At 54.3% G+C, this 24,998-nt stretch carries 26 protein-coding genes and 1 tRNA gene; 22 read left to right on the top strand and 5 right to left on the bottom strand.

Going from position 1 to position 24,998, the window contains the following annotated elements; all coding sequences use genetic code 11:
• Positions 1 to 68 precede the first annotated feature (68 nt).
• The 9 genes from iscR (at position 69) to AMM41_RS04955 (ending at position 6,304) form a co-directional block, all read left to right on the top strand.
• Entirely contained in the window at positions 69 to 605 is a 537-nt protein-coding gene (gene iscR / locus AMM41_RS04995) for a Fe-S cluster assembly transcriptional regulator IscR (RefSeq protein WP_089953845.1), read from the top strand.
• Positions 606 to 625: 20 nt separating this feature from the next.
• Positions 626 to 1,843 carry an IscS subfamily cysteine desulfurase gene (locus AMM41_RS04990; protein WP_089953841.1) on the top strand — a complete coding sequence of 406 codons (1,218 nt, stop codon included), beginning with the start codon at positions 626 to 628 and terminating at the stop codon, positions 1,841 to 1,843.
• A 32-nt stretch (positions 1,844 to 1,875) separates the two neighbouring features.
• Entirely contained in the window at positions 1,876 to 2,262 is a 387-nt protein-coding gene (iscU, locus tag AMM41_RS04985) for a Fe-S cluster assembly scaffold IscU (RefSeq protein WP_062405706.1), read from the top strand.
• A gap of 1 nt (position 2,263) precedes the next feature.
• Positions 2,264 to 2,587, top strand: a complete 324-nt coding sequence (gene iscA / locus AMM41_RS04980) for an iron-sulfur cluster assembly protein IscA (protein WP_019425275.1) — start codon at positions 2,264 to 2,266, stop codon at positions 2,585 to 2,587.
• 24 nt (positions 2,588 to 2,611) lie between these two features.
• Positions 2,612 to 3,127 (top strand): Fe-S protein assembly co-chaperone HscB, encoded by a 516-nt coding sequence (gene hscB / locus AMM41_RS04975; protein WP_194944644.1) that lies wholly within the window; start codon positions 2,612 to 2,614, stop codon positions 3,125 to 3,127.
• Between the two features lie 58 nt (positions 3,128 to 3,185).
• Complete coding sequence (gene hscA / locus AMM41_RS04970; RefSeq protein ID WP_089953836.1) at positions 3,186 to 5,051, top strand: Fe-S protein assembly chaperone HscA; 1,866 nt, start codon at positions 3,186 to 3,188, stop codon at positions 5,049 to 5,051.
• Positions 5,052 to 5,082: 31 nt separating this feature from the next.
• Positions 5,083 to 5,421, top strand: coding sequence for an ISC system 2Fe-2S type ferredoxin (fdx, locus tag AMM41_RS04965; protein ID WP_089953833.1), 339 nt, complete (start codon positions 5,083 to 5,085; stop codon positions 5,419 to 5,421).
• A 16-nt stretch (positions 5,422 to 5,437) separates the two neighbouring features.
• On the top strand, positions 5,438 to 6,148 hold the full coding sequence (dnaQ, locus tag AMM41_RS04960; RefSeq protein WP_089953830.1) for a DNA polymerase III subunit epsilon: 711 nt from the start codon (positions 5,438 to 5,440) through the stop codon (positions 6,146 to 6,148).
• Positions 6,149 to 6,229: 81 nt separating this feature from the next.
• Positions 6,230 to 6,304, top strand: a tRNA-Val gene (locus tag AMM41_RS04955).
• Positions 6,305 to 6,622: 318 nt separating this feature from the next.
• On the opposite strand, the gene AMM41_RS04950 is transcribed toward AMM41_RS04955, so the two are convergent.
• A complete protein-coding gene (locus tag AMM41_RS04950; RefSeq protein ID WP_089953827.1) occupies positions 6,623 to 6,889 on the bottom strand; it encodes a hypothetical protein in 267 nt (88 codons plus the stop codon).
• A gap of 316 nt (positions 6,890 to 7,205) precedes the next feature.
• Between AMM41_RS04950 and AMM41_RS04945 the strand changes: the two genes are divergently transcribed.
• From AMM41_RS04945 to AMM41_RS04935, 3 genes are all read left to right on the top strand, one after another.
• Positions 7,206 to 8,177, top strand: coding sequence for a Bug family tripartite tricarboxylate transporter substrate binding protein (locus tag AMM41_RS04945; protein WP_089953825.1), 972 nt, complete (start codon positions 7,206 to 7,208; stop codon positions 8,175 to 8,177).
• Between the two features lie 10 nt (positions 8,178 to 8,187).
• Complete coding sequence (locus AMM41_RS04940; RefSeq protein WP_089953823.1) at positions 8,188 to 9,162, top strand: quinone oxidoreductase family protein; 975 nt, start codon at positions 8,188 to 8,190, stop codon at positions 9,160 to 9,162.
• Between the two features lie 78 nt (positions 9,163 to 9,240).
• On the top strand, positions 9,241 to 10,206 hold the full coding sequence (locus AMM41_RS04935) for a Bug family tripartite tricarboxylate transporter substrate binding protein (RefSeq protein ID WP_089953820.1): 966 nt from the start codon (positions 9,241 to 9,243) through the stop codon (positions 10,204 to 10,206).
• Between the two features lie 208 nt (positions 10,207 to 10,414).
• Here AMM41_RS04935 and AMM41_RS04930 read toward each other — a convergent pair whose 3' ends face one another.
• Complete coding sequence (locus AMM41_RS04930) at positions 10,415 to 10,630, bottom strand: hypothetical protein (RefSeq protein ID WP_089953818.1); 216 nt, start codon at positions 10,628 to 10,630, stop codon at positions 10,415 to 10,417.
• Positions 10,631 to 10,818: 188 nt separating this feature from the next.
• On the opposite strand from AMM41_RS04930, the gene AMM41_RS04925 reads away from it, so the two are divergent.
• The 10 genes from AMM41_RS04925 to AMM41_RS04880 all read left to right on the top strand — a co-directional run bounded on the left by AMM41_RS04925 (position 10,819) and on the right by AMM41_RS04880 (position 22,775).
• Complete coding sequence (locus tag AMM41_RS04925) at positions 10,819 to 12,060, top strand: ABC transporter substrate-binding protein (RefSeq protein ID WP_089953815.1); 1,242 nt, start codon at positions 10,819 to 10,821, stop codon at positions 12,058 to 12,060.
• The gene (locus AMM41_RS04920; protein WP_089953812.1) at positions 12,060 to 12,983 is read left to right on the top strand and encodes a carbohydrate ABC transporter permease; all 924 of its coding nucleotides are present in this window, start codon (positions 12,060 to 12,062) and stop codon (positions 12,981 to 12,983) included. Before AMM41_RS04925 ends, AMM41_RS04920 begins: the two co-directional genes overlap by 1 nt.
• Before the next feature lie 182 nt (positions 12,984 to 13,165).
• Positions 13,166 to 13,825, top strand: a complete 660-nt coding sequence (locus tag AMM41_RS04915; RefSeq protein ID WP_228769103.1) for a carbohydrate ABC transporter permease — start codon at positions 13,166 to 13,168, stop codon at positions 13,823 to 13,825.
• A gap of 13 nt (positions 13,826 to 13,838) precedes the next feature.
• Positions 13,839 to 15,179, top strand: a complete 1,341-nt coding sequence (locus AMM41_RS04910) for a GH1 family beta-glucosidase (RefSeq protein ID WP_089955194.1) — start codon at positions 13,839 to 13,841, stop codon at positions 15,177 to 15,179.
• Complete coding sequence (locus tag AMM41_RS04905; RefSeq protein ID WP_089953810.1) at positions 15,166 to 16,248, top strand: ABC transporter ATP-binding protein; 1,083 nt, start codon at positions 15,166 to 15,168, stop codon at positions 16,246 to 16,248. The genes AMM41_RS04910 and AMM41_RS04905 overlap by 14 nt, the downstream gene beginning before the upstream one ends.
• An 18-nt stretch (positions 16,249 to 16,266) precedes the next feature.
• Positions 16,267 to 18,525 carry a glycosyl hydrolase gene (locus AMM41_RS04900; protein WP_194944619.1) on the top strand — a complete coding sequence of 753 codons (2,259 nt, stop codon included), beginning with the start codon at positions 16,267 to 16,269 and terminating at the stop codon, positions 18,523 to 18,525.
• Between the two features lie 124 nt (positions 18,526 to 18,649).
• Positions 18,650 to 19,432 (top strand): hypothetical protein, encoded by a 783-nt coding sequence (locus tag AMM41_RS21755; RefSeq protein WP_194944618.1) that lies wholly within the window; start codon positions 18,650 to 18,652, stop codon positions 19,430 to 19,432.
• 272 nt (positions 19,433 to 19,704) lie between these two features.
• Positions 19,705 to 20,790 carry a hypothetical protein gene (locus AMM41_RS04890; protein WP_089953803.1) on the top strand — a complete coding sequence of 362 codons (1,086 nt, stop codon included), beginning with the start codon at positions 19,705 to 19,707 and terminating at the stop codon, positions 20,788 to 20,790.
• The gene (locus AMM41_RS04885; protein ID WP_194944617.1) at positions 20,774 to 21,670 is read left to right on the top strand and encodes a glycoside hydrolase family 16 protein; all 897 of its coding nucleotides are present in this window, start codon (positions 20,774 to 20,776) and stop codon (positions 21,668 to 21,670) included. Before AMM41_RS04890 ends, AMM41_RS04885 begins: the two co-directional genes overlap by 17 nt.
• Positions 21,671 to 21,713: 43 nt before the next feature.
• Entirely contained in the window at positions 21,714 to 22,775 is a 1,062-nt protein-coding gene (locus tag AMM41_RS04880; RefSeq protein ID WP_228769102.1) for a LacI family DNA-binding transcriptional regulator, read from the top strand.
• Between the two features lie 100 nt (positions 22,776 to 22,875).
• Here the strand turns inward: AMM41_RS04880 and AMM41_RS04875 are convergent, their stop codons facing one another.
• The 3 genes from AMM41_RS04875 to AMM41_RS21750 all read right to left on the bottom strand — a co-directional run bounded on the left by AMM41_RS04875 (position 22,876) and on the right by AMM41_RS21750 (position 24,973).
• Positions 22,876 to 23,193 (bottom strand): AtuA-related protein, encoded by a 318-nt coding sequence (locus tag AMM41_RS04875; protein WP_089953798.1) that lies wholly within the window; start codon positions 23,191 to 23,193, stop codon positions 22,876 to 22,878.
• Positions 23,190 to 24,554, bottom strand: a complete 1,365-nt coding sequence (locus AMM41_RS04870; RefSeq protein WP_089953795.1) for an acyclic terpene utilization AtuA family protein — start codon at positions 24,552 to 24,554, stop codon at positions 23,190 to 23,192. Before AMM41_RS04870 ends, AMM41_RS04875 begins: the two co-directional genes overlap by 4 nt.
• A gap of 191 nt (positions 24,555 to 24,745) precedes the next feature.
• Positions 24,746 to 24,973 (bottom strand): hypothetical protein, encoded by a 228-nt coding sequence (locus AMM41_RS21750; protein ID WP_194944616.1) that lies wholly within the window; start codon positions 24,971 to 24,973, stop codon positions 24,746 to 24,748.
• Between the last annotated feature and the right edge of the window lie 25 nt (positions 24,974 to 24,998).

The following is a 24,998-nucleotide window of genomic DNA, read 5'->3' as shown; positions in this document are numbered from 1 at the left end:
TGACTCGTTTAGTCGGGAACCTGATCAGTCAGGCTTCGACGACCTTCCCCCCACCTCAGGAGTCTGCCATGCGTTTAACCACCAAAGGCCGTTTTGCCGTGACGGCCATGATCGATTTGGCTCTGCGCCAAGACGCTGGCCCCGTGACCTTGGCCGCCATCAGCCAGCGTCAACAGATTTCACTGTCTTATCTAGAGCAATTGTTTGGCAAGCTGCGCCGCCACAACCTGGTCGAGTCCACCCGTGGACCCGGCGGCGGTTACACCCTGGGCCGCAAATCCACCGAAATCACTGTCGCCGACATCATTTTGTCGGTTGACGAGCCGATTGACGCCACCCACTGCGGCGGTAAAGAAAATTGCAACGGCGGCGATGGCCGCTGCATGACGCACGACCTGTGGGCTTCCCTCAATTCCAAAATGGTGGAATTTCTGGATTCGGTGTCGCTGCAAAAGCTGGTGGACGATCAATTGGCCAAAGGCTTGGTCGTTGAAAACAAGCCCAGCCTCAAGCGTGCCATTGCCCCCATGCCCATCAGCCAACCGATCCGTGTGAATGTGCCCAACTCGGTCTTTGACTTGGGCAATATGTTCGCCAAATCCTGATTACCGAAGCAGACCAGACCATGACTACACCTCATTTCCCCATTTACCTTGATTACGGCGCGACCAATCCCTGTGACCCCCGCGTGGTGGACGCTATCATCCCTTGGCTGCGTGAGCACTTTGGCAACCCAGCATCCCGCAGCCACGCCTGGGGTTGGGAAGCCGAGGCGGCCGTTGAAACCGCCCGCGAGCAAGTGGCTGACCTGATTGGTGCCGACCCCCGCGAAATCGTCTGGACCAGCGGTGCCACCGAATCGAACAACCTGGCGATCAAGGGCGCAGCCCAGTTTTACAAGTCGCGCGGCAAGCACCTGATCACCGTCAAGACCGAGCACAAAGCCGTGCTGGACACCATGCGTGAGCTCGAGCGCCAGGGTTTTGAAGTCACTTACCTCGATGTGCAGGCCGATGGCTTGCTGAACATGGATGCGCTCAAAGCCGCCATCCGCCCCGATACCATTCTCATCAGCGTGATGTTCGTGAACAACGAAATCGGCGTGATCCAGGACGTGACCGCCATTGGCAACCTGTGCCGCGAAAAAGGCATCGTCTTCCACGTCGATGCGGCGCAAGCCACGGGCAAGGTCGAGATCGATATGACCCAACTGCCCATCGACTTGATGAGCTTGGCCTCGCACAAAACCTATGGCCCCAAAGGCATCGGCGCTTTGTATGTACGCCGCAAACCGCGCATTCGCCTGGAAGCACAAATGCATGGCGGTGGTCACGAGCGCGGCATGCGCTCGGGCACCTTGCCCACCCACCAGTGCGTGGGCATGGGCGAAGCGTTCCGCATCGCTAAACTGGAAATGGCGCAAGACAACGCCAAAGCCCGCGCCTTGCACGACCGCCTGATCAACGGCCTGAGCGACATGGAGCAGGTGTTTTTGAATGGCCACGCCACCCAGCGTGTGCCGCACAACATCAACATGAGCTTCAACTTCGTCGAAGGCGAATCGCTGATCATGGGCATCAAGGGCTTGGCGGTGTCGTCCGGTTCGGCCTGCACCTCGGCCAGCCTGGAGCCCAGCTATGTTTTGCGCGCCCTGGGCCGCAGCGACGAGCTGGCCCACAGCAGCCTGCGCATGACGATTGGCCGCTGGACCACCGAAGAAGACATCGACTACGCGATCCAGACCATCCGCGAGAATGTGGCCAAGCTGCGTGACTTGAGCCCCCTGTGGGAAATGCACAAAGATGGCATCGATCTGAGCACCATCCAGTGGGCTGCCCACTGAGTTCACACTGACCTGAATACGGAGAAAACACCATGGCATATTCTGAAAAAGTGGTTGACCACTACGAAAACCCCCGCAACGTGGGCTCTTTTGACAAGGGCGACGACAGCGTGGGCACCGGCATGGTCGGTGCACCGGCTTGCGGCGACGTGATGAAGCTGCAGATCAAGGTCAACCCGACAACCGGCGTGATCGAAGACGCACGCTTCAAGACCTACGGTTGCGGTTCGGCCATCGCCTCCAGCTCACTCGTCACCGAATGGGTCAAGGGCAAGACGCTGGATGAAGCGGCAGCCCTGAAGAACAGCCAGATCGCCGAAGAGCTGGCGCTGCCGCCCGTCAAGATTCACTGCTCCATCTTGGCCGAAGACGCCATCAAGGCTGCAGTGGACGACTACAAAAAGAAACACCTGAACTGACATGGCCATCTCACTGTCTGCTGCCGCAGCTCGGCATGTGACCCGATACCTGGCCAAACGTGGCTCGGGTGTTGGTGTACGCCTGGGGGTCAAGACCACGGGCTGCTCGGGCCTGGCCTACAAGCTCGAGTACGTGGACGAGATCGCCCCGGAAGACGTGGTCTTTGAAGGCCACGGCGTCAAGGTGCTGGTGGACCCCAAAAGCCTGGCCTACATCGACGGCACCGAACTCGACTTTGTGCGCGAAGGCCTGAACGAGGGCTTTCGCTTCAACAACCCCAACGAGCGTGACCGTTGCGGTTGCGGTGAGTCGTTCCGTGTTTGAGCCGAGTGTGAGTTTTTGCGCGTGATTTCCCTCCAAGCCAACGACTTCGAGCTGTTTGATGTGCCGGTGCAGTACGCACAGGACCGCGCTCAGCTCGACGCCCGCTGGAAGGCCTTGCAACGCGAAGCCCACCCCGACCGCTTTGCGGCCGAAGGCGCAGCCGCCCAGCGCATCGCCATGCAGTGGTCGGTGCGCATCAACGAGGCGTACCAGCGCCTGAAAGACCCGCTCAAACGTGCCGCCTATTTGTGCGAGTTACAAGGTGCGCCCGTGCAGGCCGAAAACAACACGGCCATGCCCGCCGCATTCTTGATGCAGCAAATGGAATGGCGCGAAAACCTCGAAGACACGGGCAGCGCCCAAGGCCTCGAATCCTTGGCGGAGGAAGTGGCTGCCGAGCAGCGCCGTGTGCAGCAAACGCTGGGCGATTTGCTGGATGTGGCCAAAGACCCTGCGCAGGCCGTGGGGCAGGTGAGGGCGCTCATGTTCATTGAGCGCTTCACGCAAGAAGTGAACGCTAAACTCGACCGATTGACTTGACCCTCGGGTCGCAGCGCCTCATGCAGGTGGGCGACTTGAACACCATCCCTGATTGACCATGGCGTTACTGCAGATTTCTGAACCGGGCCAGTCGCCCGACCCGCACCAGCGCCGCATCGCGGTGGGCATTGACTTGGGCACCACGCACTCGCTGGTGGCTTCGGTGCGCAATGGCGTGTCCGAATGCCTGCCCGACGACGATGGTCGGGTGATCTTGCCTTCGGTGGTGCGCTTCATGCCGGGCCAGGGCCGCCAGATCGGTTTTGACGCTGTGGCGTCTGCCGCTTCCGACCCGGTCAACACCATCGCTTCGGTCAAGCGCTTCATGGGGCGAGGCCTGAACGACATCGCCGACCGCAGCAAACTGCCTTATGAGTTCGTTGCCAGTGAGCAAGGCATGCTCTCCATCCAGACGGTGCAAGGCCCCAAGTCGCCCGTCGAGGTGAGCGCCGAAATCTTGGCCACCTTGCGTTACCGCGCCGAAGACACCTTCAACGACGACCTGTACGGCGCCGTGATCACCGTGCCCGCCTACTTTGACGATGCCCAGCGCCAGGCCACCAAAGACGCCGCGCAACTGGCGGGCCTGAATGTGCTGCGCCTGATCAACGAACCCACCGCAGCGGCCATTGCCTATGGCCTGGACAACGCGAGCGAAGGTGTCTATGCCGTGTTCGATTTGGGCGGCGGCACTTTCGATATTTCCATCTTGCGCCTCACGCAAGGCGTATTTGAAGTGCTGTCTACAGGCGGCGACTCGGCCTTGGGCGGTGACGATTACGACCAGGCCTTGGCCGACTTCGCCATGTCCCAGCAGCCCGGCTTGCAAGCCGCTACGGCCGAAGACAAAACCCGGCTCAAGGGGGCAGCCCGTGCGGCTAAAGAAGCCTTGACCAGCGCAGACACGGCCAGCCTGGATGTGGTCCTGTCCACTGGCGCTTTGTCGGCGCAAATCAGCCGCGCTGATTTCGAGCAAGCCACCCAGGCCCTAACGGCCCGCTGCGTCACCGCCGTGCGCAAGGCCCTGCGCGATGCGCAGCTGGCCAAAGACGATGTACAAGGCGTGGTCATGGTGGGCGGCTCCACCCGCATGCCGCAAATCCAGCAAGCCGTGGCTGACTTTTTTGGTCAAGCCCCGCTCAACAACCTCAACCCCGACGAAGTCGTGGCCTTGGGCGCGGCCATTCAGGCCAACCAGCTGGCAGGCAACAACGCCGCAGGCGAATTGTTGTTGCTCGATGTGATCCCGCTGTCGTTGGGCATCGAAACCATGGGCGGTTTGGTCGAGCGCATCATCCCGCGCAACCAGACCATTCCCACCGCCATGGCGCAGGACTTCACCACCTACCAAGATGGCCAAACCGCGCTGGCGCTGCATGTGGTGCAGGGCGAGCGCGACCTGGTGCAAGACTGCCGCAGTCTGGCCCGCTTTGAGCTGCGCGGCATCCCGCCCATGGCCGCAGGCGCCGCCCGTATCCGCGTGACCTTCACGGTGGACGCCGATGGCCTGCTGAACGTGGGTGCCAAAGAGCAAATCAGCGGTGTCGAAGCGCGCATCGACGTCAAGCCCTCGTATGGCCTGAGCGACGACCAGATCGCCACCATGCTGCAAGAAAGCTTCACCACCGCGCAAGCCGACATGAAGGCGCGTGCCTTGGTTGAGGCGCGGGTCGATGCCGATCGCATGCTGCTGGCCACGCGCAGCGCCTTGACAGCCGACGGCGATTTGCTGCAAGCGTCAGAGCGCAGCGCCATCGACGCACTCATGGCCACATTGCAAGCCGCCTTGCAAACCGAACAAGACGCCAAGGCATTGGAAGACTGCACCCAAGCGCTGGCCAAAGGCACCGAAGCCTTTGCCGCTGAGCGCATGAACCACAGCATCCAGAAAGCCCTGGCCGGTCAAAACATCCAGGCCTTGTAAGCCCGACCTGTCCTGAATTCAGAAGACTCTTATGCCCGTCATCAAAATCCTGCCCCACGCCGAGTATTGCCCCCAAGGTGCCGAGATCACCGCGCCAGCGGGCACCAGCATCTGTGAAGCGCTGCTCGACAACCACATCAACATCGAGCACGCCTGCGACATGAGCGCCGCCTGCACCACCTGCCATGTGGTGGTGCGCGAAGGCTTCAACAGCCTCAATGAGATGGAAGAAACCGAAGAAGACCTGCTTGACCGCGCTTGGGGCCTGGAGCCCAACTCGCGCCTGAGCTGCCAGGCCTTTGTGGCCAAGAGCGATCTGGTCATCGAGATCCCGCGCTACACCATCAACCACGCCAAAGAACTGCACTGAGCCGGAGCTGCAAGCCATGCGTCAAATCGTTCTGGACACCGAAACCACCGGCCTCTCAGCCGAGGGCGGCGACCGCATCATCGAGCTCGGTTGTGTGGAGTTGTATGCCCGCAAGCTCACCGGCAACAACTTGCATTTTTATTTCAACCCCGAGCGCGACAGCCACGAAGACGCCCTCAGAGTGCACGGCATCAGCAACGAGTTCTTGCGAGACAAACCCAAGTTCGCTCAGTTGGCCGATGACATCCTGAATTACCTGGCCGATGCGGAATTGATCATCCACAACGCCGCGTTTGACATTGGCTTTCTGAACAAGGAACTCGAACGCGTTGGCAAAAAGCCTTTGAAGGCTTATGTCAGCGGCGTCATCGACACCCTGGCCATGGCCAAGGAAATGTTCCCCGGCAAACGCAACAGCCTCGACTCGCTGTGTGACCGCCTCGAAGTCGATAATTCCGGTCGCACCCTGCACGGCGCTTTGCTCGACGCCGAGCTGCTGGCCGATGTCTACATCAACATGACTCGGGGGCAAGAGGCATTGTTGATCGATGCAGGTGACACGCCCACTGATACGCAGACTGTGGTGGTGCAGGTCGATTTGAGCACCTATGTCTTGCCCGTGTTGCCCGCCAATGTTCAGGAGTTGGCCGCGCACGATGAGGTCTTGGTCCAGCTTGATAAATCGAGCGGAGGAAAAACCGTATGGCGTCAACTTGCGGCGGTTTAAAAAAATTGCTGAAATTTTGAAGCCTGTTTTCTGTAATCGAATTTTTTTATGCCATAATCGAATTCTTCGCTGAGAGGCGTAGGGCGGTTAGCTCAGGGGTAGAGCACTGCATTCACACTGCAGGGGTCACAAGTTCGAAACTTGTACTGCCCACCAAAAACACCCGATCAAAAAGCACCTTGAAATTTTTTTCAAGGTGCTTTTTTTATTCCAGAGTGATGCATTCAGGTTCACTTCGGAGCACGGTTTTTTCGATAGATGACGGAACAGTCAAGCATCCAGCATTCAATGTCTGAGCAGTGACGCTCGCATTGTGTCGATGCTTCATGGCTTATTGCCCCTGCTCTGAATCAGCAAGCGCTGTGCCTTGCTTCAAAAACAATGCGAGTATCCGAGCGAGTCCAGTACTCGGCCCAGAGAGGCCAAGAAGAAAAGCGCTCGTGGCTTTTTTGAAGCCCGTCTGCCCCTTAAAAATCAACCACCCGTTGCATCCTTGATGCATTTCTTTGTGAAGCTGTTCTTGGCAGCACCCGCCAGCTTTTTCTCAGAGGCTTGTGCTTCACATGTGGATGTGGCAGTGGCGAGAGTTGCTGCTGCGTCTTTTTCACATTTGGTGACATAGCTGTTTTTGGCAGCACCCACCAGTTTCTTTTCGGCAGCTTGTGCATCACATGTGGCGGCAAAAGCAGATGAACTCATTGTGATGAGTGCGACCGAAAACAAGCCGATCAAATTTCGCATAGGTGTCCCGCAAGCAAAAAAACTACAAATTAACAAAAATCACTAATTTTGGCAATAGTGTAGAAACTTGCTGGTGGACGCGCTGCGTTTGCTTTGTAGGGTGTCCAGCAACCAGACCTTGCAACCCCGACGAAAACGCACTGCGGGCTTACTATTTTTGAGTCCTTAGGGGCAACACAACCCCGATGTGCAACTTGAAAGATGGTTCTTGGGATTTCAAAATCGGTGCAATAATGGATTTGATCGCTTAAGTTTTTTCTACACCGTAGACGAGAAAATTCCGGTAATGGGCTGAATCGCTCACAGGAGATCAACCATGTTGTATCCAATTTTCCACCGCAGCCGCCGTGGACTGATGATTCTCCTTGCCACCATGGCCATGGGTGCATCGGCCCAAAATTGGCCCGATCGGCCGATCAAACTGGTGGTCCCATTCCCTCCAGGCGGTGGTGCAGACGTCGCCGCTCGAACGTACGCAGAGAAGTTGTCGGCACTGCTGGGGCAGCCAGTGCTGATCGACAACAAGCCAGGAGCCAGCGGCAACATCGGTGCCGAACTGGTGGTACGAGCGCCTGCCGACGGATACACGCTGCTTTTCGCCAACGAGTTCTTGGCCACCAACCCGCTGATGTTCAAGGAGATCCGCTACGACTCACTCAAAGACTTCGTACCGATCGCCAAGGTGGCCAGCAATGCCGCCGCCATTGCGGTACATCCCAGCCTAGGGGTAAAGACGATCCAAGAGCTGATCGCCATGGGTCGGACCAAAAACCTCAATTACGCTTCGCCCGGCGTTGGCACCGGCCCTCACCTGTTTGGGCAGCTGATTGCGATCCAGACTGGTGCGAAATTCACCAACATACCCTACAAAGGGTCCGCGCCAGCAACGGCGGATGCGGTGGGAGGACAGGTGGACTTCATCATCTCGACCTTGTCACCGATGGTGCCGCACTTCAACTCAGGCCGACTGCGCGGACTGGCCATCACCGGTGACAAGCGCTCACCGCAGGCGCCAGATGTGCCGACACTGGTCGAATCGGGCTTGAACATGCAACGCTACGAAGTCTGGTACGGCGTGGTGGCAGCTTCTGCCGTTCCGCGACCCATCATCACCCGGCTGCAACTGGCGTCTGCGCAGGTGCTGCGAGATCCAGAGTTGCTGAACAAACTGCGCAGCGCAGGTTTTGATGTGGAGCCGAGCATCGGCGACGACTTCGGAGCTGAACTGCGCGCAGCCATTGATCGCTGGACGCGCGTCATCCGCGAAGCGAAAATTCCACGCGAATAGGAGAAACAACATGAAATCTTGGTGGATCCGCACAGCCGGTGTAGAAATGTCGCTCGACATGCGAGACGTACCTGTACCGCAACCAGGGCCCGGTCAGGTGGGCATTCGCATCCGAGCGGCTGCTCTCAACCGTGGTGAGTTCATCGCGGGCCACGGCCTGCACACGGCGGCTACGGCACGGCCTGCGGGTTTCGAGGCAGCGGGCGAAGTGACGGCGCTGGGCGCAGGTGTCACGCGCTGGAAACTGGGTGATCGGGTCATGGGCCGCTGCGACGGCGCTTTTGCCGAACACGGTTGCATGAATGCCGAGGAAGTGTTTTCAGCGCCCGTGCGCCTGACCTGGGAACAGGCGGCCGCCACAACGGTGGTGTTCCTCACGGTGTACGAAGCTTTGATGGCGCATGGCCGCTTGGCTGCAGGCGAAACGATGCTGGTGACTGGCATCTCGTCGGGCGTGGGTGTGGCATCGCTGCAGGTGGGCAAGGCTCTGGGTGCGCGAGTGATCGGCACCTCTGGGTCGCTGGAAAAACTCGAGCGCCTGAAGGCGCTGGGCCTTGACGTTGCGTTGCACACCCGAGCGCCCGACTTCGTCCCAGCCGTCATGCAAGCCACCCAAAACCAGGGCGTGGACCTGGTGGTAAACACCGTCGGCGGCAGTGTCTTTGCCGCATGCATCGAAGCCATGGGCTTCCAAGCACGGCTGGCCATGGTGGGCTATGTCGACGGCCAGGTTGACGCGCGCATCGACCTCGGGGCGCTGCACAGCAAGCGCTTGCAGCTGTTCGGTGTATCCAACAAGATGCGCAATATGTCTCACCGCATTGCTGCGGCTCAAGCCCTGGAGCGCGACCTGCTGCCCATGTTGGCCGATGGCCGTGTGACGCCGTTGGTCGACCAAGTTTTCGCGCTCGATGACCTGCCGGCTGCGCAGCAGTGCATGCAGGGAAACCAGCATCTTGGCAAGCTGGTGGTCCGAGTCGACTGATCCGCGGCTCTTGCAGACTCGGTGCATTGGTTCATCAAACGGCTAAATTTTTATCCCTCAAACCACTCGGAGCACAGGATGATCAAGCAAATAACCGCCATTGCGCTGACCCTTGCCACTGTTGGGGTCACACAAGCTCAAGCCCAGGGTTACCCCAACAAACCCATTCGCGTCGTGCTGGGCTACACCGCTGGCGGCGCTGCTGATGCTGCCGCCCGTCCTCTCATGCGGGTGCTCGAGCCGCTGCTGGGGCAAGCCATCATTGTGGAACCCAAACCGGGCACCGCTGGCGGGGTGGCCGCAGAGTTCATCAGCAAGGCACCACCTGACGGTTACACCCTTTACTTTGCCGATGGCGGGCCCTTCACCACTGCGCCACACCTGACCAAAGTGGGGTACCACCACCTGAACTCATTCACCCACATCGGCCATGTTTGCAGCACTGGAAGCGTCTTGGTGGTGCATCCCTCTTCGCCGTTCAAGAGCGTGTCCGACGTGGTGGCCGCTGCAAAAAAGGAACCGGAAAAATGGAGCTACGGCACCTCAGGCATTGCAGGTCCGCATCACTTTTCCGGTGAACTGCTCAAGAGTTTTACCGGCATTAACCTGTTGCATATTCCTTACAAAGGTGGAGCACCGGCTATGACTGACCTGATGGGCAACCAAGTGCCCATGCTCTTTTCTTCATTGACGGCGGCAGTGGGGCCATACAAGTCCGGCAAGGTGCGTGCCTTGGCAGTGACTTCGCCAAAACGCTCAGGCGCATTTCCGGATGTTCCGACCATGGACGAGCTCGGCTACAAAGGTTTTGATTCCACCGGTTGGTTTGAACTGATGGGCCCGGCGGGCATGGCACCGGAGGTTGTGACGCGACTGTCACAGGCGCTGCTCAAGGCGGGAGAGGACAAAAATCTGCAAGAGCAATTCAAGCAGCTGGGTTGCGACGCAGAATTTCTGACCCCCGCGCAGACTGTCGATAAGGTCAAGAGTGACCACGCCAAGTGGGGCAAAGTCATCAAGGAAGCCAACATCAAGGCCGAATGAATACAGTGGAATCCAAAGTCAAGCCTGACTCTCTGGCCTATTGATTTGCACTCAACTTCTGGCAGCAGGAGGGCGCTTGCCCGTTTTTTACATTTGGTTTTGCAGTCCTATTCTCAATCTGCCGCCTTCTTGGGCCTCTAGCGATTGTGCTCAAACTCCAATATCGTGCCGTGGTGTATCAGCTGATCAAAAATGGTGCTGATCATGGTCATGTTTCCCAAATACATGCCCCAGTTCTGATGGAGGTCATCACCAATGATCGACGCAGCTTGTAGTGCTTGTGAAAGATGGACTGCAACACCTGTGCCGCGTCAGTTGTGATCCATCGGGTCACAAACAGCTTGGCTGCAATCAAGGCTTTGACCCCATCGGAGATGCGGGCGATCTCAAGCTGAGATGGTTTTGTACTCAGCAGATTGATCACGGTGGCGCATTGGTGGGTTTAAAGACACCAACTCCCTGGCCTGCTTGCGAAGAAATCCAGAACATGCTCTTCAAGGCCCCCGATTCTTCTTAACTTCGATTTTTGAGGATCAGTGGATACCCTTGGATGACTTGACACTTGAATGAGCTAAATTGAAAATGAAAGCGCTTTCAAGATACAAGGTTGCCATGAAAAAAATGCTCTCGATGATGCTTTTCGCTTGCCTGATGCATTCAGCCCATGCGCAGAAAACGACGATCACCGTCGCTGCCTATCCGGCGGTTGATGACATCGTGAAGGCGGCATTGAAAGAATGGCAAAAGAAAAACCCCAATGTCGAAGTCAAGGTGGTCAGCCGCGAATACGGTGATCACCACACGGCCATGACCACGGCTTTGGCAACTTCAACGGGATTGCCTGATGTCATGACCATTGAGTACGGATATCTTGGCAGGTTTTCTCAAAGTGGCGGTCTCGAAGACTTGGATAAACCGCCTTACAAGGCGCAAGAGCATGCATCCAAATTGGTTGGTTTTGCCCTGGCACAAGGGCGGACAGTCGCAAATGGACTCACGGCCATGCCCACGGACATTGGTCCAGGTGCCATGTTCTACAGAAAAGACATCCTAGAAAAAGCCAAAGTCAAAGAATCGGAGTTAACCCAATCTTGGGATGCCTTTGTGCAAAGTGGCGAAAAGATAAAAAAAGCCAGTGGGGCTTACTTGGTGGCACATGCGCGTGATGTGAAAGACATCGTCATCCGCAGCGGCATTCCTGAAGGTCACGGGGTGTATTTTGATGACAAAGGGCAATCAGTGATCTCCACCTCCGCACGATTTAAACGTGGATTTGAGATGGCCCAAAAAATCAGGGTCCAAGGCCTGGATGCCAAAATCAACCCGTGGTCCAACGAGTGGGGAGAGTCGCTCAAGCGTGGAAATGTGACCGTTCAGATGATGGGCGCATGGTTGGGCGGACATTTGCAAAACTGGCTTGCACCGAACACATCGGGTTTGTGGCGCTCGACCGTGCTGCCCGAAGGCATTGCCACGTCATGGGGAGGAACTTTTTACGCCATTCCCAAAAACGCCAAAAACAAAGACATTGCATGGGACTTGATCAAGTACTTGACACTCGATCGTCAACAACAACAGCTGGCGTTTGAGAAATACAACGCATTCCCGGCCTTGTTGGAAGCACAAAGCGGTGCATTTTTTGACCAACCTGTGGCCTTCTTGGGTGGGCAAAAAGCCAGACCCGAGTGGCGAGCAACAGCGCTACAGATCAAACCGACCATGGTGTTCAAAAGTGACTCAGTGGCCGAAGAAATCGTCAATGCTGAATTGGACTTGGTGCTGAACAAGAACAAGTCCATTGATCAGGCCCTCAAAGATGCGCATCGATTGGTGCAAAGAAGGGCAGGTCGCTGATGCGAGTTTGGTTGAAGCCTGATGTTGCACCTTATGTGCTGATCAGTCCGTTCTTGGTGCTGTTCTTGGTCTTTGGTTTGTTCCCGATCGTTTTTTCGTTTGTTCTCATGTTCCACATGTGGGACCCTGTTCAAGGCTTGGGGTCGATGGAATTTGTGGGTTTGGAGAACCTGATTTTTGCCATCGAAGATCCTTTGGTTTGGACTTCATTGGGCAATACTTTGTGGATGGCATTGGCTTCCGGATTACCGCAGCATTTGGTGGCCATTCCGTTGGCCTATTTGATCAATGAAAAATTGGGTCGCTGGCGCAATGCAGCCATGGGGGCGTATTTCTTGCCCTACATCACGTCAACTGTGGCCATTGCCATCATGTTCAGCACATTGTTTTCTACTGACTACGGCATGGTCAACGCGGCCTTGGTTGAGATGGCCCAATGGCCTGTATTGGAGTTGTTGCTGCCTGGAAAAAACATTGATTGGCTGGGCAGTCCTGAAGCCATCAAACCCGTGGTCTCTGCAGTGGTCTTTTGGCGCTATTTGGGCTTTAACGTGATTTTGTATGTGGCGGCCATGCAAAGCATCCCCAGAGACTTGTACGAGGCTGCTCGAATGGATGGTGCCAAAAATTGGCAGCAGTTTTTTTACATCACACTGCCGCAACTCAAGCCCATCATGTTTTTTGGTGTCACCTTGACAGTGATTGGAGGTCTGCAGTTGTTCGAAGAGCCCTTTATCTTGACGGGCGGTAAAGGCGGCAGCGAGTATGCCGGTATGACGACTGCCATGTACATGTACAGAACAGCGTTTGACTTCAACGACTTCGGTCTGGCCAGCGCGATTTCATGGATGTTATTTGTGATCATCTTGCTCATGACGCTCATCACGAACAAAGCGTTCAAAAGCAAAGAGGGGCAGTCATGAGCCAATCCATGATGCGTGACGACCAGGCCAGTCTGGGGCTGGTTGGTTGGGTGTTTCTGATTATTGGGGCACTGCTGATGCTGGGGCCGTTTTATTTCATGTTTGTTTTTGCCACTCAATCGAAAACAGACATTTTCAGCGTCCCCCCCCCTTTGTTTTTTGGTGATCACTTTCTGGAGAATATGAAAATCCTGATGGCCAAAATTCCTTTTTGGACCAATTTGGGTTGGTCCTTGTATGTGGGCCTGATGAGCACTGCACTGACGCTGCTGTTTTGCTCCATGGCGGGATTTGCCTTTGCCGTCTATGAGTTTCGTTACAAAAAATGGTTGTTTGGCTTGGTCATGGGGACCATGTTGGTACCCTCTTTTTTGGGCATGATTCCAACGTTTTTGATCATGGATGCCCTCAGCTGGATAGACCAACCCAGGGCCCTGTATTTGCCGGGTGCGGCACCTGCAATGGGCATTTTTTTGATGCGGCAATACATTGCATCCGCGATACCAAAAGAACTCATCGAAGCCGCTCGCATGGACCACTGTGGTGAGTTTCGAATTTACTGGAGTGTGGTGGTGCCTTTGCTAGGACCGGCATTTGGCACCTTGGGTCTGATTGCATTCATCGCTTCATGGAATAACTTCATTGGCCCTTTGGTGGTCATGCGCTCGGTAGAGATGTACACCTTTCCAATTGCCCTGCGCAGCGTACAAAGCCCTGTGGACACCGAATGGGGGGCTTTGATGGCGGGTTCTGCCATCGCAGTGATTCCATTGCTCATTATTTTTGTTTTTTCATCTCGCCGATTAATTGAAGGCCTGACAGCGGGTGCTGTGCGCGGCTGAAACTTTGAAAAAAATGACTTATCCAAAACCATCCCGAGAACAATTTCCCAACGATTTCATCTGGGGCGTTGCCACGTCATCCTTTCAGATAGAAGGTGCACATCAAGCGGATGGCAAAGGGCCATCCATTTGGGACACTTTTTGTGATCAGAAGGGGAAAATCGCCGACGGCAGCAACGGCCATGCGGCTTGTGAACACTATCACCGCTGGCAGGAAGATGTCGAGTTGATTGCCGGATTGGGCGTCAATGCCTACCGATTTTCCATGTCATGGCCGCGCGTTCAGCCAGATGGACGGGGAGAATGGAACGAGGCGGGATTTGCTTTTTATGAACGGTTGATTGATGCCTTGAATGCCCAGGGTGTGGCGCTGCACTTGACCTTGAACCACTGGGATTTGCCTCAAGCCTTGCAAGATGAGGGCGGTTGGGCCAACCGCAAAATTTGTGGCCACTTCACGCGCTATGCGACCGAGGTAGCTCGCCGATTTGGTTCTCGTTTGGCCAGTATCTGCACACACAATGAGCCTTGGGTGATTGCCGTTTTGGGTTATGAGCAAGGCATATTTGCACCCGGTATCCAGTCAAGGGCCCAAGCCATGCAAGCCATGCACCATTTGCTCTTAAGCCATGGCATGGCATTGCAAGCCATGCGAGCGCTAGGGCTGTCAACGCCCATGGGCATAGTGCTGAATCTGTCACCCATTTACCCAGCCAGCGAATCGCCCGAAGACATCGCCAAGGCGAAACTCGACGATGGCTTGATTTTGCGCTTGTACATGGACGCACTTTATCGGGCAACCTATCCGCAAGACGTGATCCATCATCTGGCAGAAGACGCCCCCGTGGTGCATGACGGGGACATGGCCACCATCGCGCAATCGCTGGATTTTTTGGGCGTGAATTACTACACGCGCAACTTCTCGTCCTGCGGCAACCCGTGGGATGTGGCATCCACCGGAAATCAAGTGACCGACATGGGATGGGAAGTTTATCCACAAGGCTTGACTGAACTCTTGTGTCGACTCCACCAAGATTACCAACCCAAGGTGCTGATGGTCACCGAAAACGGTGCTGCATTCAAGGACGAATACAAAGAGGGTGTCATCGATGATGAATCACGTCTGGCTTACGTACGCGAGCACATTGCTGCAACTCGCGCGGCAATAGAGCAAGGTGTTCCTGTGTGTGGTTATTTCGCGTGGAGTTTATTGGACAACTTCGAATGGGCCAGTGGTTACGCCAAGCGATTTGGTCTGGTCCATGTTGATTTTGAAACCCAAAAGCGGACCCTCAAAAACAGCGCGATTTGGTACCAACATTTTTTGAGTGAGAAAAGCCGTGGCAGCAATTGAACTCAAAGGGGTCGCAAAACATTTTGGTGAGACGGTCGTTATTCCGGGCTTAGACCTTCGCGTTCATGATGGTGAGTTCATGGTGTTTGTCGGTCCCTCAGGTTGTGGCAAATCCACGATGTTGCGCATGATTGCTGGACTGGAAAACATGACCCGTGGCGAGATCTGCATCGATGGCGAAGATGTCTCGGCGAAAGGGCCTGCAGACCGAGGTGCCGCGATGGTGTTTCAAAGCTATGCGCTGTACCCACATATGACGGTGGCGCAAAACATGGGCTTTGGCTTGCGCATGTCGGGTACCTCCAAAAGTGAAACCGAGAGACAGGTACTGGCAACGGCCGAACGTTTGCAACTCACGCCTTTGCTGCAGCGCTACCCCAAACAGTTGTCGGGTGGACAGCGGCAACGTGTGGCCATTGGCAGAGCCATTGTGCGCAGACCCAAAGTGTTTTTGTTCGACGAGCCCTTGTCCAACCTGGATGCTTCGCTGCGCGTACAAATGCGCATCGAGCTGGCCAAGCTTCACGCCGATTTGAAAACCACCATGATCTACGTTACCCATGACCAGACGGAGGCCATGACCCTGGGTCATCGGATTGCTGTGTTCAATCAGGGGCGAATTGAACAGGTGGGGGCACCGATGGATTTGTACCGTGCCCCGGTGAACACGTTTGTGGCGCAGTTTTTGGGCACGCCCAATATCAATCTGTTGCCTTATCAATGGGAGAGTGCCTCTCTCGAGGTGCGTGTTGGTTCGCAAAAATTACGCCTTGACCAGACCCTGGCAAAGGCGCTGCACGGCGAGCTTGCAAATGGCATTCATCTTGGTGTTCGACCCGAATGCATGGAATTGACGACCGAAGACAGGGGACTTCCCGGTGTCATCGAGTTCCTGGAGAACTTGGGTGATGTGATGGTGGTTTATGCAAAGGTCGAGGGCTTGACGGAGCCTGTTCGTATCAAGGTGAGACCGGACCTTCTGAAATGGGACCTTGGTCAACGCGTTGGTTTGTTGCCGGATTGGTCCAGCACCCTCATTTTTGGGTCAGATGGCCGAAGAATGACCTGAGTCAAAGGATTGAACATCATGAATTTCTATCAGTGGGTGGGCGTTGTATTGAGTATGACCCTGAGCATGGCACAAGCCTCGGAGATTGTTCAGCGAGGCTCAGGGGCTTGGCGCGCACAGGTCAGTTCAGCAGACAACCCTGTTCCGTCTGCACCATTTCGCACACCAGCCATGCTGGAGCGTGCAGCCCCCACGAATCAGTGGTATTCGTCGGTCATGTTCACCCGTTGGTCAGAGGTGTTGCATGCGGTTCCTTTGACGGCCAAGGCCAGCGCACAGGGACTTGAAGTCGGTTTTCCACAAAAAACAGTGGTTCCAACCGAGCGCAAGGACGTCGAGATTCTTTACCCCCACAAGGCCGATATCACGCTCCGCCCATTGGGTTTTCAGCCCAAGGCAGCGCTGTTGGCTGGTCATTCGGATTGGGCTGTTGACATTGCTTTTGAGGCAGAAAAAAGCACCATGCTGACCACATTGGCGCATGGCAGTCCTTTCGTTTACGCCCAGATTTCTCAGGGCGATTTGTCCTTGGATTTGGCCGGTTCTTTGACGGGTCGCCTGTGGCCAGCCGATCCGCGTGTTTTGTTGATTCGCGATGCCATCAAGACCTATGCTGCATTTGCGCCAACGGGTGCGCAATGGGTGCAGACGGGGGCCTCCTGGCAAATGCAAATGCCCGTAGAGCGTCGATATGCATCACTGGCCATTTTGCCAAACGACCAAGAAAGCACCATCCGAGAATTTTTGGCTCAAGCATATAGCCACATTGTTGATACACGCGCCGAATACCGCGTTGATCGACAAAAGAGTGAAGTGGTCACTGGATTCAAAGTCAAGACCCGGACATTTGAGGGCCCCTCTGGCACTGGCGTAATGGGTTTGTATCCTCACCATTGGCACCAAAATCAGTTGCTCCCGGGAAAATCAGTGGGCAGTTTGGGCAGCATCAGGGGAGACATTCGATTATTTGCCAGCGACCATTTTGAAACGCGTTATCGGCACACCGGATTTGTGCCTCAATGGCCAGGCGTTCAGGATGAAGTCCAAAGCAAAGCCATTCTTGGCAATCTGTCTAAGGAGGCCAGGCGGGCTCGTCGGATGATGCTCGAAATTGGACAAGGACCCTATTGGCAAGGCAAGGGCCTGCAACGGATCAGTCAACTGATGGGTGTGGCAGATGCGCAGGGTGATACAAAAACGCGTGATGAATTGCTGGCGCTGGTCAAAGGGAGGTTTGAAGAGTGGCTTTCAGGGCAAAGCAAGCGCACTTATTTTCATTACAGCCCAACCTTGGGTACCGTGGTCAGCTACCCAGAAGAGTATGACGCGGTCAAGGACATGAACGACCACCACTTTCATTACGGTTACTGGATTCGTGCCGCTGCTGACATTGGACTGCGTGATCCGCAGTGGATCAAGTCTGAGCGTTGGGGCGGCATGATTGACTTGTTGGTGGCCGACATCGCCACGGCAGAGCGCGGTCGAAAAGACTTTCCTTACTTGCGCAACTTTGACCCCTATGAAGGCCACTCATGGGCTTCGGGTGTAGCGCTTTCGCCCGACGGCAACAACCAAGAGTCATCTTCAGAGGCCATCAATGCTTGGGCGGGCTTGATGCTTTGGGGGGCATTACAAGGGCGACCAGAATTGGTGGAGTTAGGCACTTACTTGTACACCACGGAAATCCAGGCCATCAACCATTATTGGTTTGACATCCATGGTTTGACTTTGCCCAAGGAATATCAAAACGCAGAGGTGAGCATGTTGTTTGGCGGCAAGCTCGCGCACAACACATGGTGGATAGACGAACCTCGTCAAATTCACGGCATCAACTTGTTGCCGTTGACTGCAAGCTCGACCTATCTGGCCGAAAGTCCGACGTTTGTGCATAAGAATATGGCAGCGCTTGATCGTGAGATCAAGATTTATGAAAGTCGAGGCAAGCGTGCCAAGCCACATGACATCTGGCAAGACTTGTTTGCCAAATATGTGGCGTTGGTTGAGCCTGCCAAGGGCCGAGCCCGGTGGGATGAATGGGGATCGGTCGAGCTTGGCGATACACGTACCCACGCGCAGCATTGGCTCTCATTTTTGGAAGCTGCGGGTCCACCTGATCTGGGTGTGACCGCCGACACCCACTTCTATGCCGTATTCAGGCATGCAGACAAGGGCAAAACATACATGGTTTTCAACCCCGAGGCCCAAACTCGCACGGTCAAGTTCAGTGATGGTGTGACGGTTCAGGCTCAGCCCGGAAAGTTAACGGTACAACGTTAAGTTTTTTGTAAAACCAAGGGTAAACGCCAGTTGATTGGAAGTTCGCAGAGTTTTTTAATCTTGGTGTGAAAGCGTTTTCAGAAAGCGCTTTCAGGCTTCATCATTTTTTCAACAGGAGACTGACATGGCAAATCTTCGTATGGGTTACATCGGCAAATCGTTCAGCATGGGCGTACTGGGCATTGTTGGGACATTGGTCGCTTGCGGAGGAGGGGGGATCACGAGCACGGTTGCAAACGTCGTGGCACCGAGCGAGCATGTTTTGTTCGCAATGGGTTATTCAGTGCTTCCCTTTGATGCGAATGATCCAGATCTGAAATACAGTACAAAGCAAGGTGGTAAGGTTCACATTGGCTCTGGTGGTGGTTGGAGTTATGGCGGTTTCGGAATTTTTCAGCAAACTGACAACCGGTTCGATATTGGTCAGGGTGCAATCGACTTTTTTGGCGGTGGTGGTGTGCTCTTTAAACATCTTGCTGCATTGACCAATGATAGTTACATTTATTACAAAGTTACACCTCGCACTACAGGTTCCGTTGATATTTCTGCAACCGATAATTTATTGATTTCTTTAGGTAATGATAAAATCGGATCTGCTGCAAATACACACAAAGAGGTGACTGTGTTTTTGGAAGGAGGAACGGCATCAGGATTTAATTATTCAAACAGCTGCAAGTCTAGAATTTCTTTAAGAGATAAAGATAACAATAACAATATCACCACATATGCAGTCAGTCTGGCTAGTTTTACATGTGATTCTGGTTCATTAACCAATCTTAAATCAAGCTTAAATCAAGTTGTTGTTAAAGTTTTGCCTGGAGATAACAACTTGCCTAGTGATGCGGCTTCAGGTGATTCAACAGAAACATTGATTACTCTTGGTCCTATTGCATTTAGTAAAAATTAATTTATATTATGATATTTGATTGATTCAAATAAAATAATATTTTTAAATTTAATTTTATGAAAGCTTTGTAAATGAATAAGTGCGCAATAAATGCAATTGCGATAAGCTCGCTATTAACGACGACTTCTGTTTTTGCTGTTGATTTTGGACCATTTACTCTCACTGGATTTGCAAAGATAGAGACATCGAGAGCCTCCAATCAGTGCAGCAATTGCCAGCTCAATGCCAATGAGGACAGGCATCGTCCTTGGGCCGATGAACTGGCTCAAGGCGTGCCTTACGGCACTTCAGGCAGTCACCTGACTTTGTTTCAGCCTTACATCGGCACGAAGGAATTCGATCTGGGTGGTGGTTTCAAGGTCAAGGGTTTGTTGAGCCAGCGTTGGCGAGACGGCAAGCCAGACATTGCGGGCGTTGTGTACGAAAAAAATGCCACCCTGCTGCATGAAGACCATGGTCTGGTGCAGTTGGGTGCATTCCCAACCCGAAGCTGGAGTCTGGCCGATTACCCATATGGAACGCGTCTTGGAATCGCAGACGCTTGGGCCTCCAGTGGTGCTGGTTATGGTTTGTTGACGCAGGCCGTACGCTATGGATCTCCGTTGTTGGATGTGGCAGGGGGGGATGTCTACCTAGAGGCCACCTACGATGCAGGTAGCTCCAAAGCCAAGGTTCGTCAACCTGCTTTGTTGGAGCTGCATGCCAAATTTGTCAAAGGTCCGTGGATGGTCGATGCCGTTGCCCAGTCTTCTAAAAACGGTCAAGCCATCTCTTGGGGGCATGGTCCATTCATTGGGGTGGCCACTTCTGACCCCTTCGAAGGCAATGTGGTGGATGGCAATCAGCAATCCATTGTGATGTTGATGGCGCGTTACCAGTTGAACGCCAAGACGGACCTTTATGCAGGTATTCGTCACAACCGTTGGAGTGGTCACAAAGCTGTGGTCACGGGTTACGTTGCGCCAAATGCCTTGTGGAACAGCATGTTCAACGTGGATGGCGTCGACGCCGTGGCCAACAAGGCTTACAGCGCAAGCTCAACCGACATCAGCTTGGGGGCAGTTTACAGATTTGCGCCCAAGTGGAATGTCAATACAGGTCTGGTGTATCTGGGCAAAGCCAGTACCCAAAACCCGGTGGAACGGGGCCAATCCAACACCATGTTGCTCAACACGGTCGGTGTCGGTTACGAAATCCAACCAGGTTTCTCGGTTTACGGTTTTGCGGGCATGGTCAATTTTGGCCAGAAGGGCTTGGCCCCATTGAGTATGCCGGCGCATGCCGCGTTTACAGGTGTCGATTCTCGTGTTGCGAAGTCGGGCAACTGGCTGGGGGCAGGCCTTGTCTACACTTTCTAAATGGCTCAAAGGCGGTTATGCAACGGGTGTGATGGCCGCCTTGGTGGCGTGCGGTGGGGGCGGTGGAAACACTGTGTCCATGACGCCGCCAGCCCTGACCCTGACCAAACCCGACAGTTATGTCTTGAAATGGTCTGACGACTTCGACACCCCGGGTTCCCCTGGGCCGGCTTGGACCTATGACTTGGGGTCTCCATTGTTGGGTGGAACTGTTTGGGGTAACAACGAAAAACAGTTCTATACAAGCGATGCTGCCAACGTGATGGCCGCAAATGGGGTGTTGACCATTCAGCCTGTACAAGGGGTGCCTGTGGATGCACCTACAGGTCTTGGACTGCTGGCGACCTCAGCCCGAATCAAAACCGATACAGCAGCCTATTACAACGCCTTGAACTCAACACCGTATGGTTTTTATGAAATCAGGGCAAAAGTGCCCTGTGTGGCCGGTGCATGGCCTGCGATCTGGATGATGGGTCGAAACGGTGATTGGCCTGCCCGAGGTGAGATCGACATCATGGAGTGGTTCGGGGCTTTTTTCACGGCTCAGCCTAACCAAGTTCAATCTGCGGTGCACACATCGAACAACTATGGCATCACGGCACTATTTGCCAAACAAAATGTGAGCACCATGTGCAGTGAATTTCATCGCTTTCAGTTGCATTGGACAGTCAACGAAATTCTCATCGGCGTGGACGATGTCCCGACTTTTTCCTATAAAAAACCCAGCAATGCCAACACTGACAAGTGGCCGTTTGATCAACAAGCCCATATTTTGCTGAACGTCGCAGTCGGTGGAAATTTAGGTGGTGCAGTGAATTTGAATGACTTGCCCTCAATGACCTTGCAGGTCGACTACGTCAAGGTCTGGCAAAATCCTTAGCCGTCGATAATCTGATTTCAATGTACAAAAGAATCAGAAGAACATGAGCATTTCATCCAAACGTGTCATGCCACACTCGGCCTCATTGCGCTCGACACCTGTCAAAACCCGTGCCACCTTGACCATGGTGGCCGAGCGTGCGGGCGTCTCTCCGAGTACCGTCTCGCGCATCCTCAATGGAACGGCTCAAGTCAGCGAAGAAAAGCAGGCCTTGGTCAAAGCGGTCATCGAAGAGTTGGATTTTCGACCTGATCCTGCCGCCCGCAGTCTGGCGGGCGGGCGCACCATGAGCATCGGTGTTCTGACCCAGTTTATCGACAGCCCCTACTATGGTGAAGCATTGCGAGGGATCGAGGACGAGTTGCACAAGGCCCATTACGTGCCTTTGTTTGTCAGTGGCCATTGGAACGAGGCGGAAGAGAAAAATAGATTGTTCTTGCTTCAAGAACGGAAGGTGGACGGAATCATTGTTCTAACAGGCAAATTGGCTGACGCAACCTTGGTGGACATGGCTGCCAACATTCCTGTGGTGGTCACTGGGCGGCGTTTGAGTGCTCCAAATTTGTTCAGTATTGACTTTGACAACGCCGAAGGTGCCAGCTTGGCTGTGCGGCACCTGCACGCCTTGGGGCACCGCCGTGTGGCGTTCATTTCAGGTCCTATGGATCATCCTGATGCCATGCAGAGGCTTGAAGGTTACCGCTCTGAATTGCGGCATCGCAGCATGGATGTGGACGATGCGCTTGTGATCACCAGCGATTACCAAGAGACGGGCGGCTTTCGTTCGATGAACGCTTTGCTGGAAAAGCAGGTTCAATTTACCGCTGTTCTGGCTGCCAACGACCAAATGGCCTATGGTGCTCGGTTGGCATTGCATCGCGCAGGTTTGAGGGTGCCGGAAGATGTGTCTTTGATTGGATTTGATGATTTGCCACACTCGGCATTCACTTTGCCACCACTGACATCTGTGCGGCAGTCTGTTTATGAAATAGGAACTTCGGCGGCCAAAGCCATGTTTGATTTATTGAATAAAACCGAATCACCGCCCAGGCTCGTGGAGGCCGAGTTGGTCATCAGGGAATCAACCCGTATTTATCGGCGTTGAAAAGAGGCTGATGTCACTGGTGTTGCCAATCCTTGGGTGTCTTTGGTTAAAAAATCACGCAGTTTTTACCTTGTCGTTTCCGTATTTTTGAAAGGTATTTTCAAGGTTTTTCAATGCGCAGGGTCAGCAAGTGGAAAGACAAAGATTTGCCATGCATGTCGAGGTTCAAAGAGTCGTTGACACCCCCATCCAACACGTTGTCGAGCACAAAATTCATGGCACCCAAGTTGGGCAAAACATAGCGGCGCACTTGACTGGGCTTGCGAGCCCCGAAATGAAGTGCCACTTTTTCTGCAGTGACCTGATGGACCAACCAATCAAAGTCTTCCTCCTTGTAAGCAATCAAGCTGATGTTGGCATGGTTGCCTTTGTCACCCGTTCGAGCATGGGCCAGGTCGTAAAGCGCAATGTGGGTCATAGGGCAATGTGGGGCAGAGATGAGATCAATTGAAAACTGGCAGGAATTTTTTCACGTGGAATCAGGCAGGCCAAATTGGACAATCTTTGGCGTTTGGCGACCCGTACACCCCCACCCCCAGCAGGCCCACCTGTCCACAGGGCGGTCAGCTCTTGCAACAACAACTCAATCATGGGCAGGGATTCGTGTCTGGATGCGACCCGCAAACGGACATCCATGGAGTGGGTCACGGGGGCTTGAGCCAACATGCTGCCTGCGTCATCGCCCAAGATGCTGGTGATGCCAATCAAGTCAAAGCGCAGTGGCAACTGAAGGCCCATGCGTTGTTGCATGACTTGCATGGCCAACCGAGCCCTCCCTTCGGCGTTGGGTCCTGCATATGAAATTTCACCTTCACCGAGCCAGCCACCCTCAAAATAGGCCAGTACTTTGAGGGTGCTGGTTCGGGCATGGCCTTTTACACCAGAGAGTCGAACGCGATCAGGTCCTACTTGTTCAACTTTGGCTTGGGTGATGTCAGCAACCACATCGGGGGTGATGTATTGGGCTGGGTCATGCACTTCGTACAGCAGTTGTTCTTTGACGGTGCGGCAATCGACCAAGCCACCGGTGTGATCCGCTTTGCTGATCACACAGGAGCCATCCGCAAATATCTCTGCAATTGGAAACCCGACATTTTCCAGACCCGGAACTTCTTTTTTGCCCGGATCGGCAAAGTAACCGCCAGTGACCTGCGCCCCGCACTCCAGCAGATGCCCGGCCATGGTGGCCCCCGCCAGTTTGTCCCAATCGTGTTCATGCCACCGATAGTGGGCAATGGCAGGCCCCAGCAACAAGGAGGGGTCGGCTACACGGCCCGTGACCACGATTTGAGCGCCTTGTTGGAGGGCTGCTGCAATTTCGAAGGCTCCCAGATAAGCGTTGGCGCAGACAAAACGAGCTTCTTCAAAGGCGGTGTCTAAATGCTGTTTGACCAGGTCGCGGCCCTCGGGTGTGGACAGGTCATCGCCCATGACCACCGCAATCTGAGGTTTGGGCAAGCCCAGTTTTTCGGCCAATCTCAGGATGCACAAGGCTGCACCCTGCGGATTGGCAGCACCGAAGTTGCCAATGATGGGAATGCGGTGATGCAAACAATCGGCCAGGATGGGCCCCAACTCCAATTCAAGCAAGGGCTCATAACCCAAATTGGGATGGGCTCGGCGAATCAGGTGTTGATGGGCCAAAGTACGCTCTGCCAGATTTTCAAACATCAAGGCAGCAGGCCCACCGCGGGCGATCAGCGTTTTGACCACAGGAATAGCCGCATCAACACGATCACCTGAAAAACCTGCGCCACAGCCCACTGCCAATGCTTGCATTCGAAGACCTGTTGTGTTGAAAAGTTGAATGATTTTGCAAAGGTCCGCAGGGCTTGTAAAACTAAATTTCTACCTTGAGCTTGAACCATTGATCAAATGAAGTCTACGCTTGTGTGTGGTGCAAGACTCACGACAAATTTGCCATCCTGGCGGTTGAATTTGGAGCGTTGACCTCAACAAAACGATTCACATCAACGCACATCAAGGTCATAATGAATTCTCTTGAATGGAAATGAATGATGAACAAACTCAAAATCACCAAGATCAGAAATCTCTCTGCTGGCTATTACGCTGTAGGCATCGGCATTTTTTCTGCAGTTTTTTTCGTGCTGGCGCTCATTGTCGAATTGGTCCAAAGAAACAGTTGACGTGTTGGCCTTGGCGCCAACTTGTGCACAGCCCATTGCTAAATCAATCACATCAGTAGGGGCCTTCGGCCCAACT

This window comes from Limnohabitans sp. 2KL-3 (assembly GCF_001269405.1).
In the GTDB taxonomy this organism is placed as follows: Bacteria; Pseudomonadota; Gammaproteobacteria; order Burkholderiales; family Burkholderiaceae_C; genus Limnohabitans_A.
The sequence above is the reverse complement of the archived record's forward strand: the minus strand, read 5'-3'. Positions and strand labels throughout refer to the sequence as shown.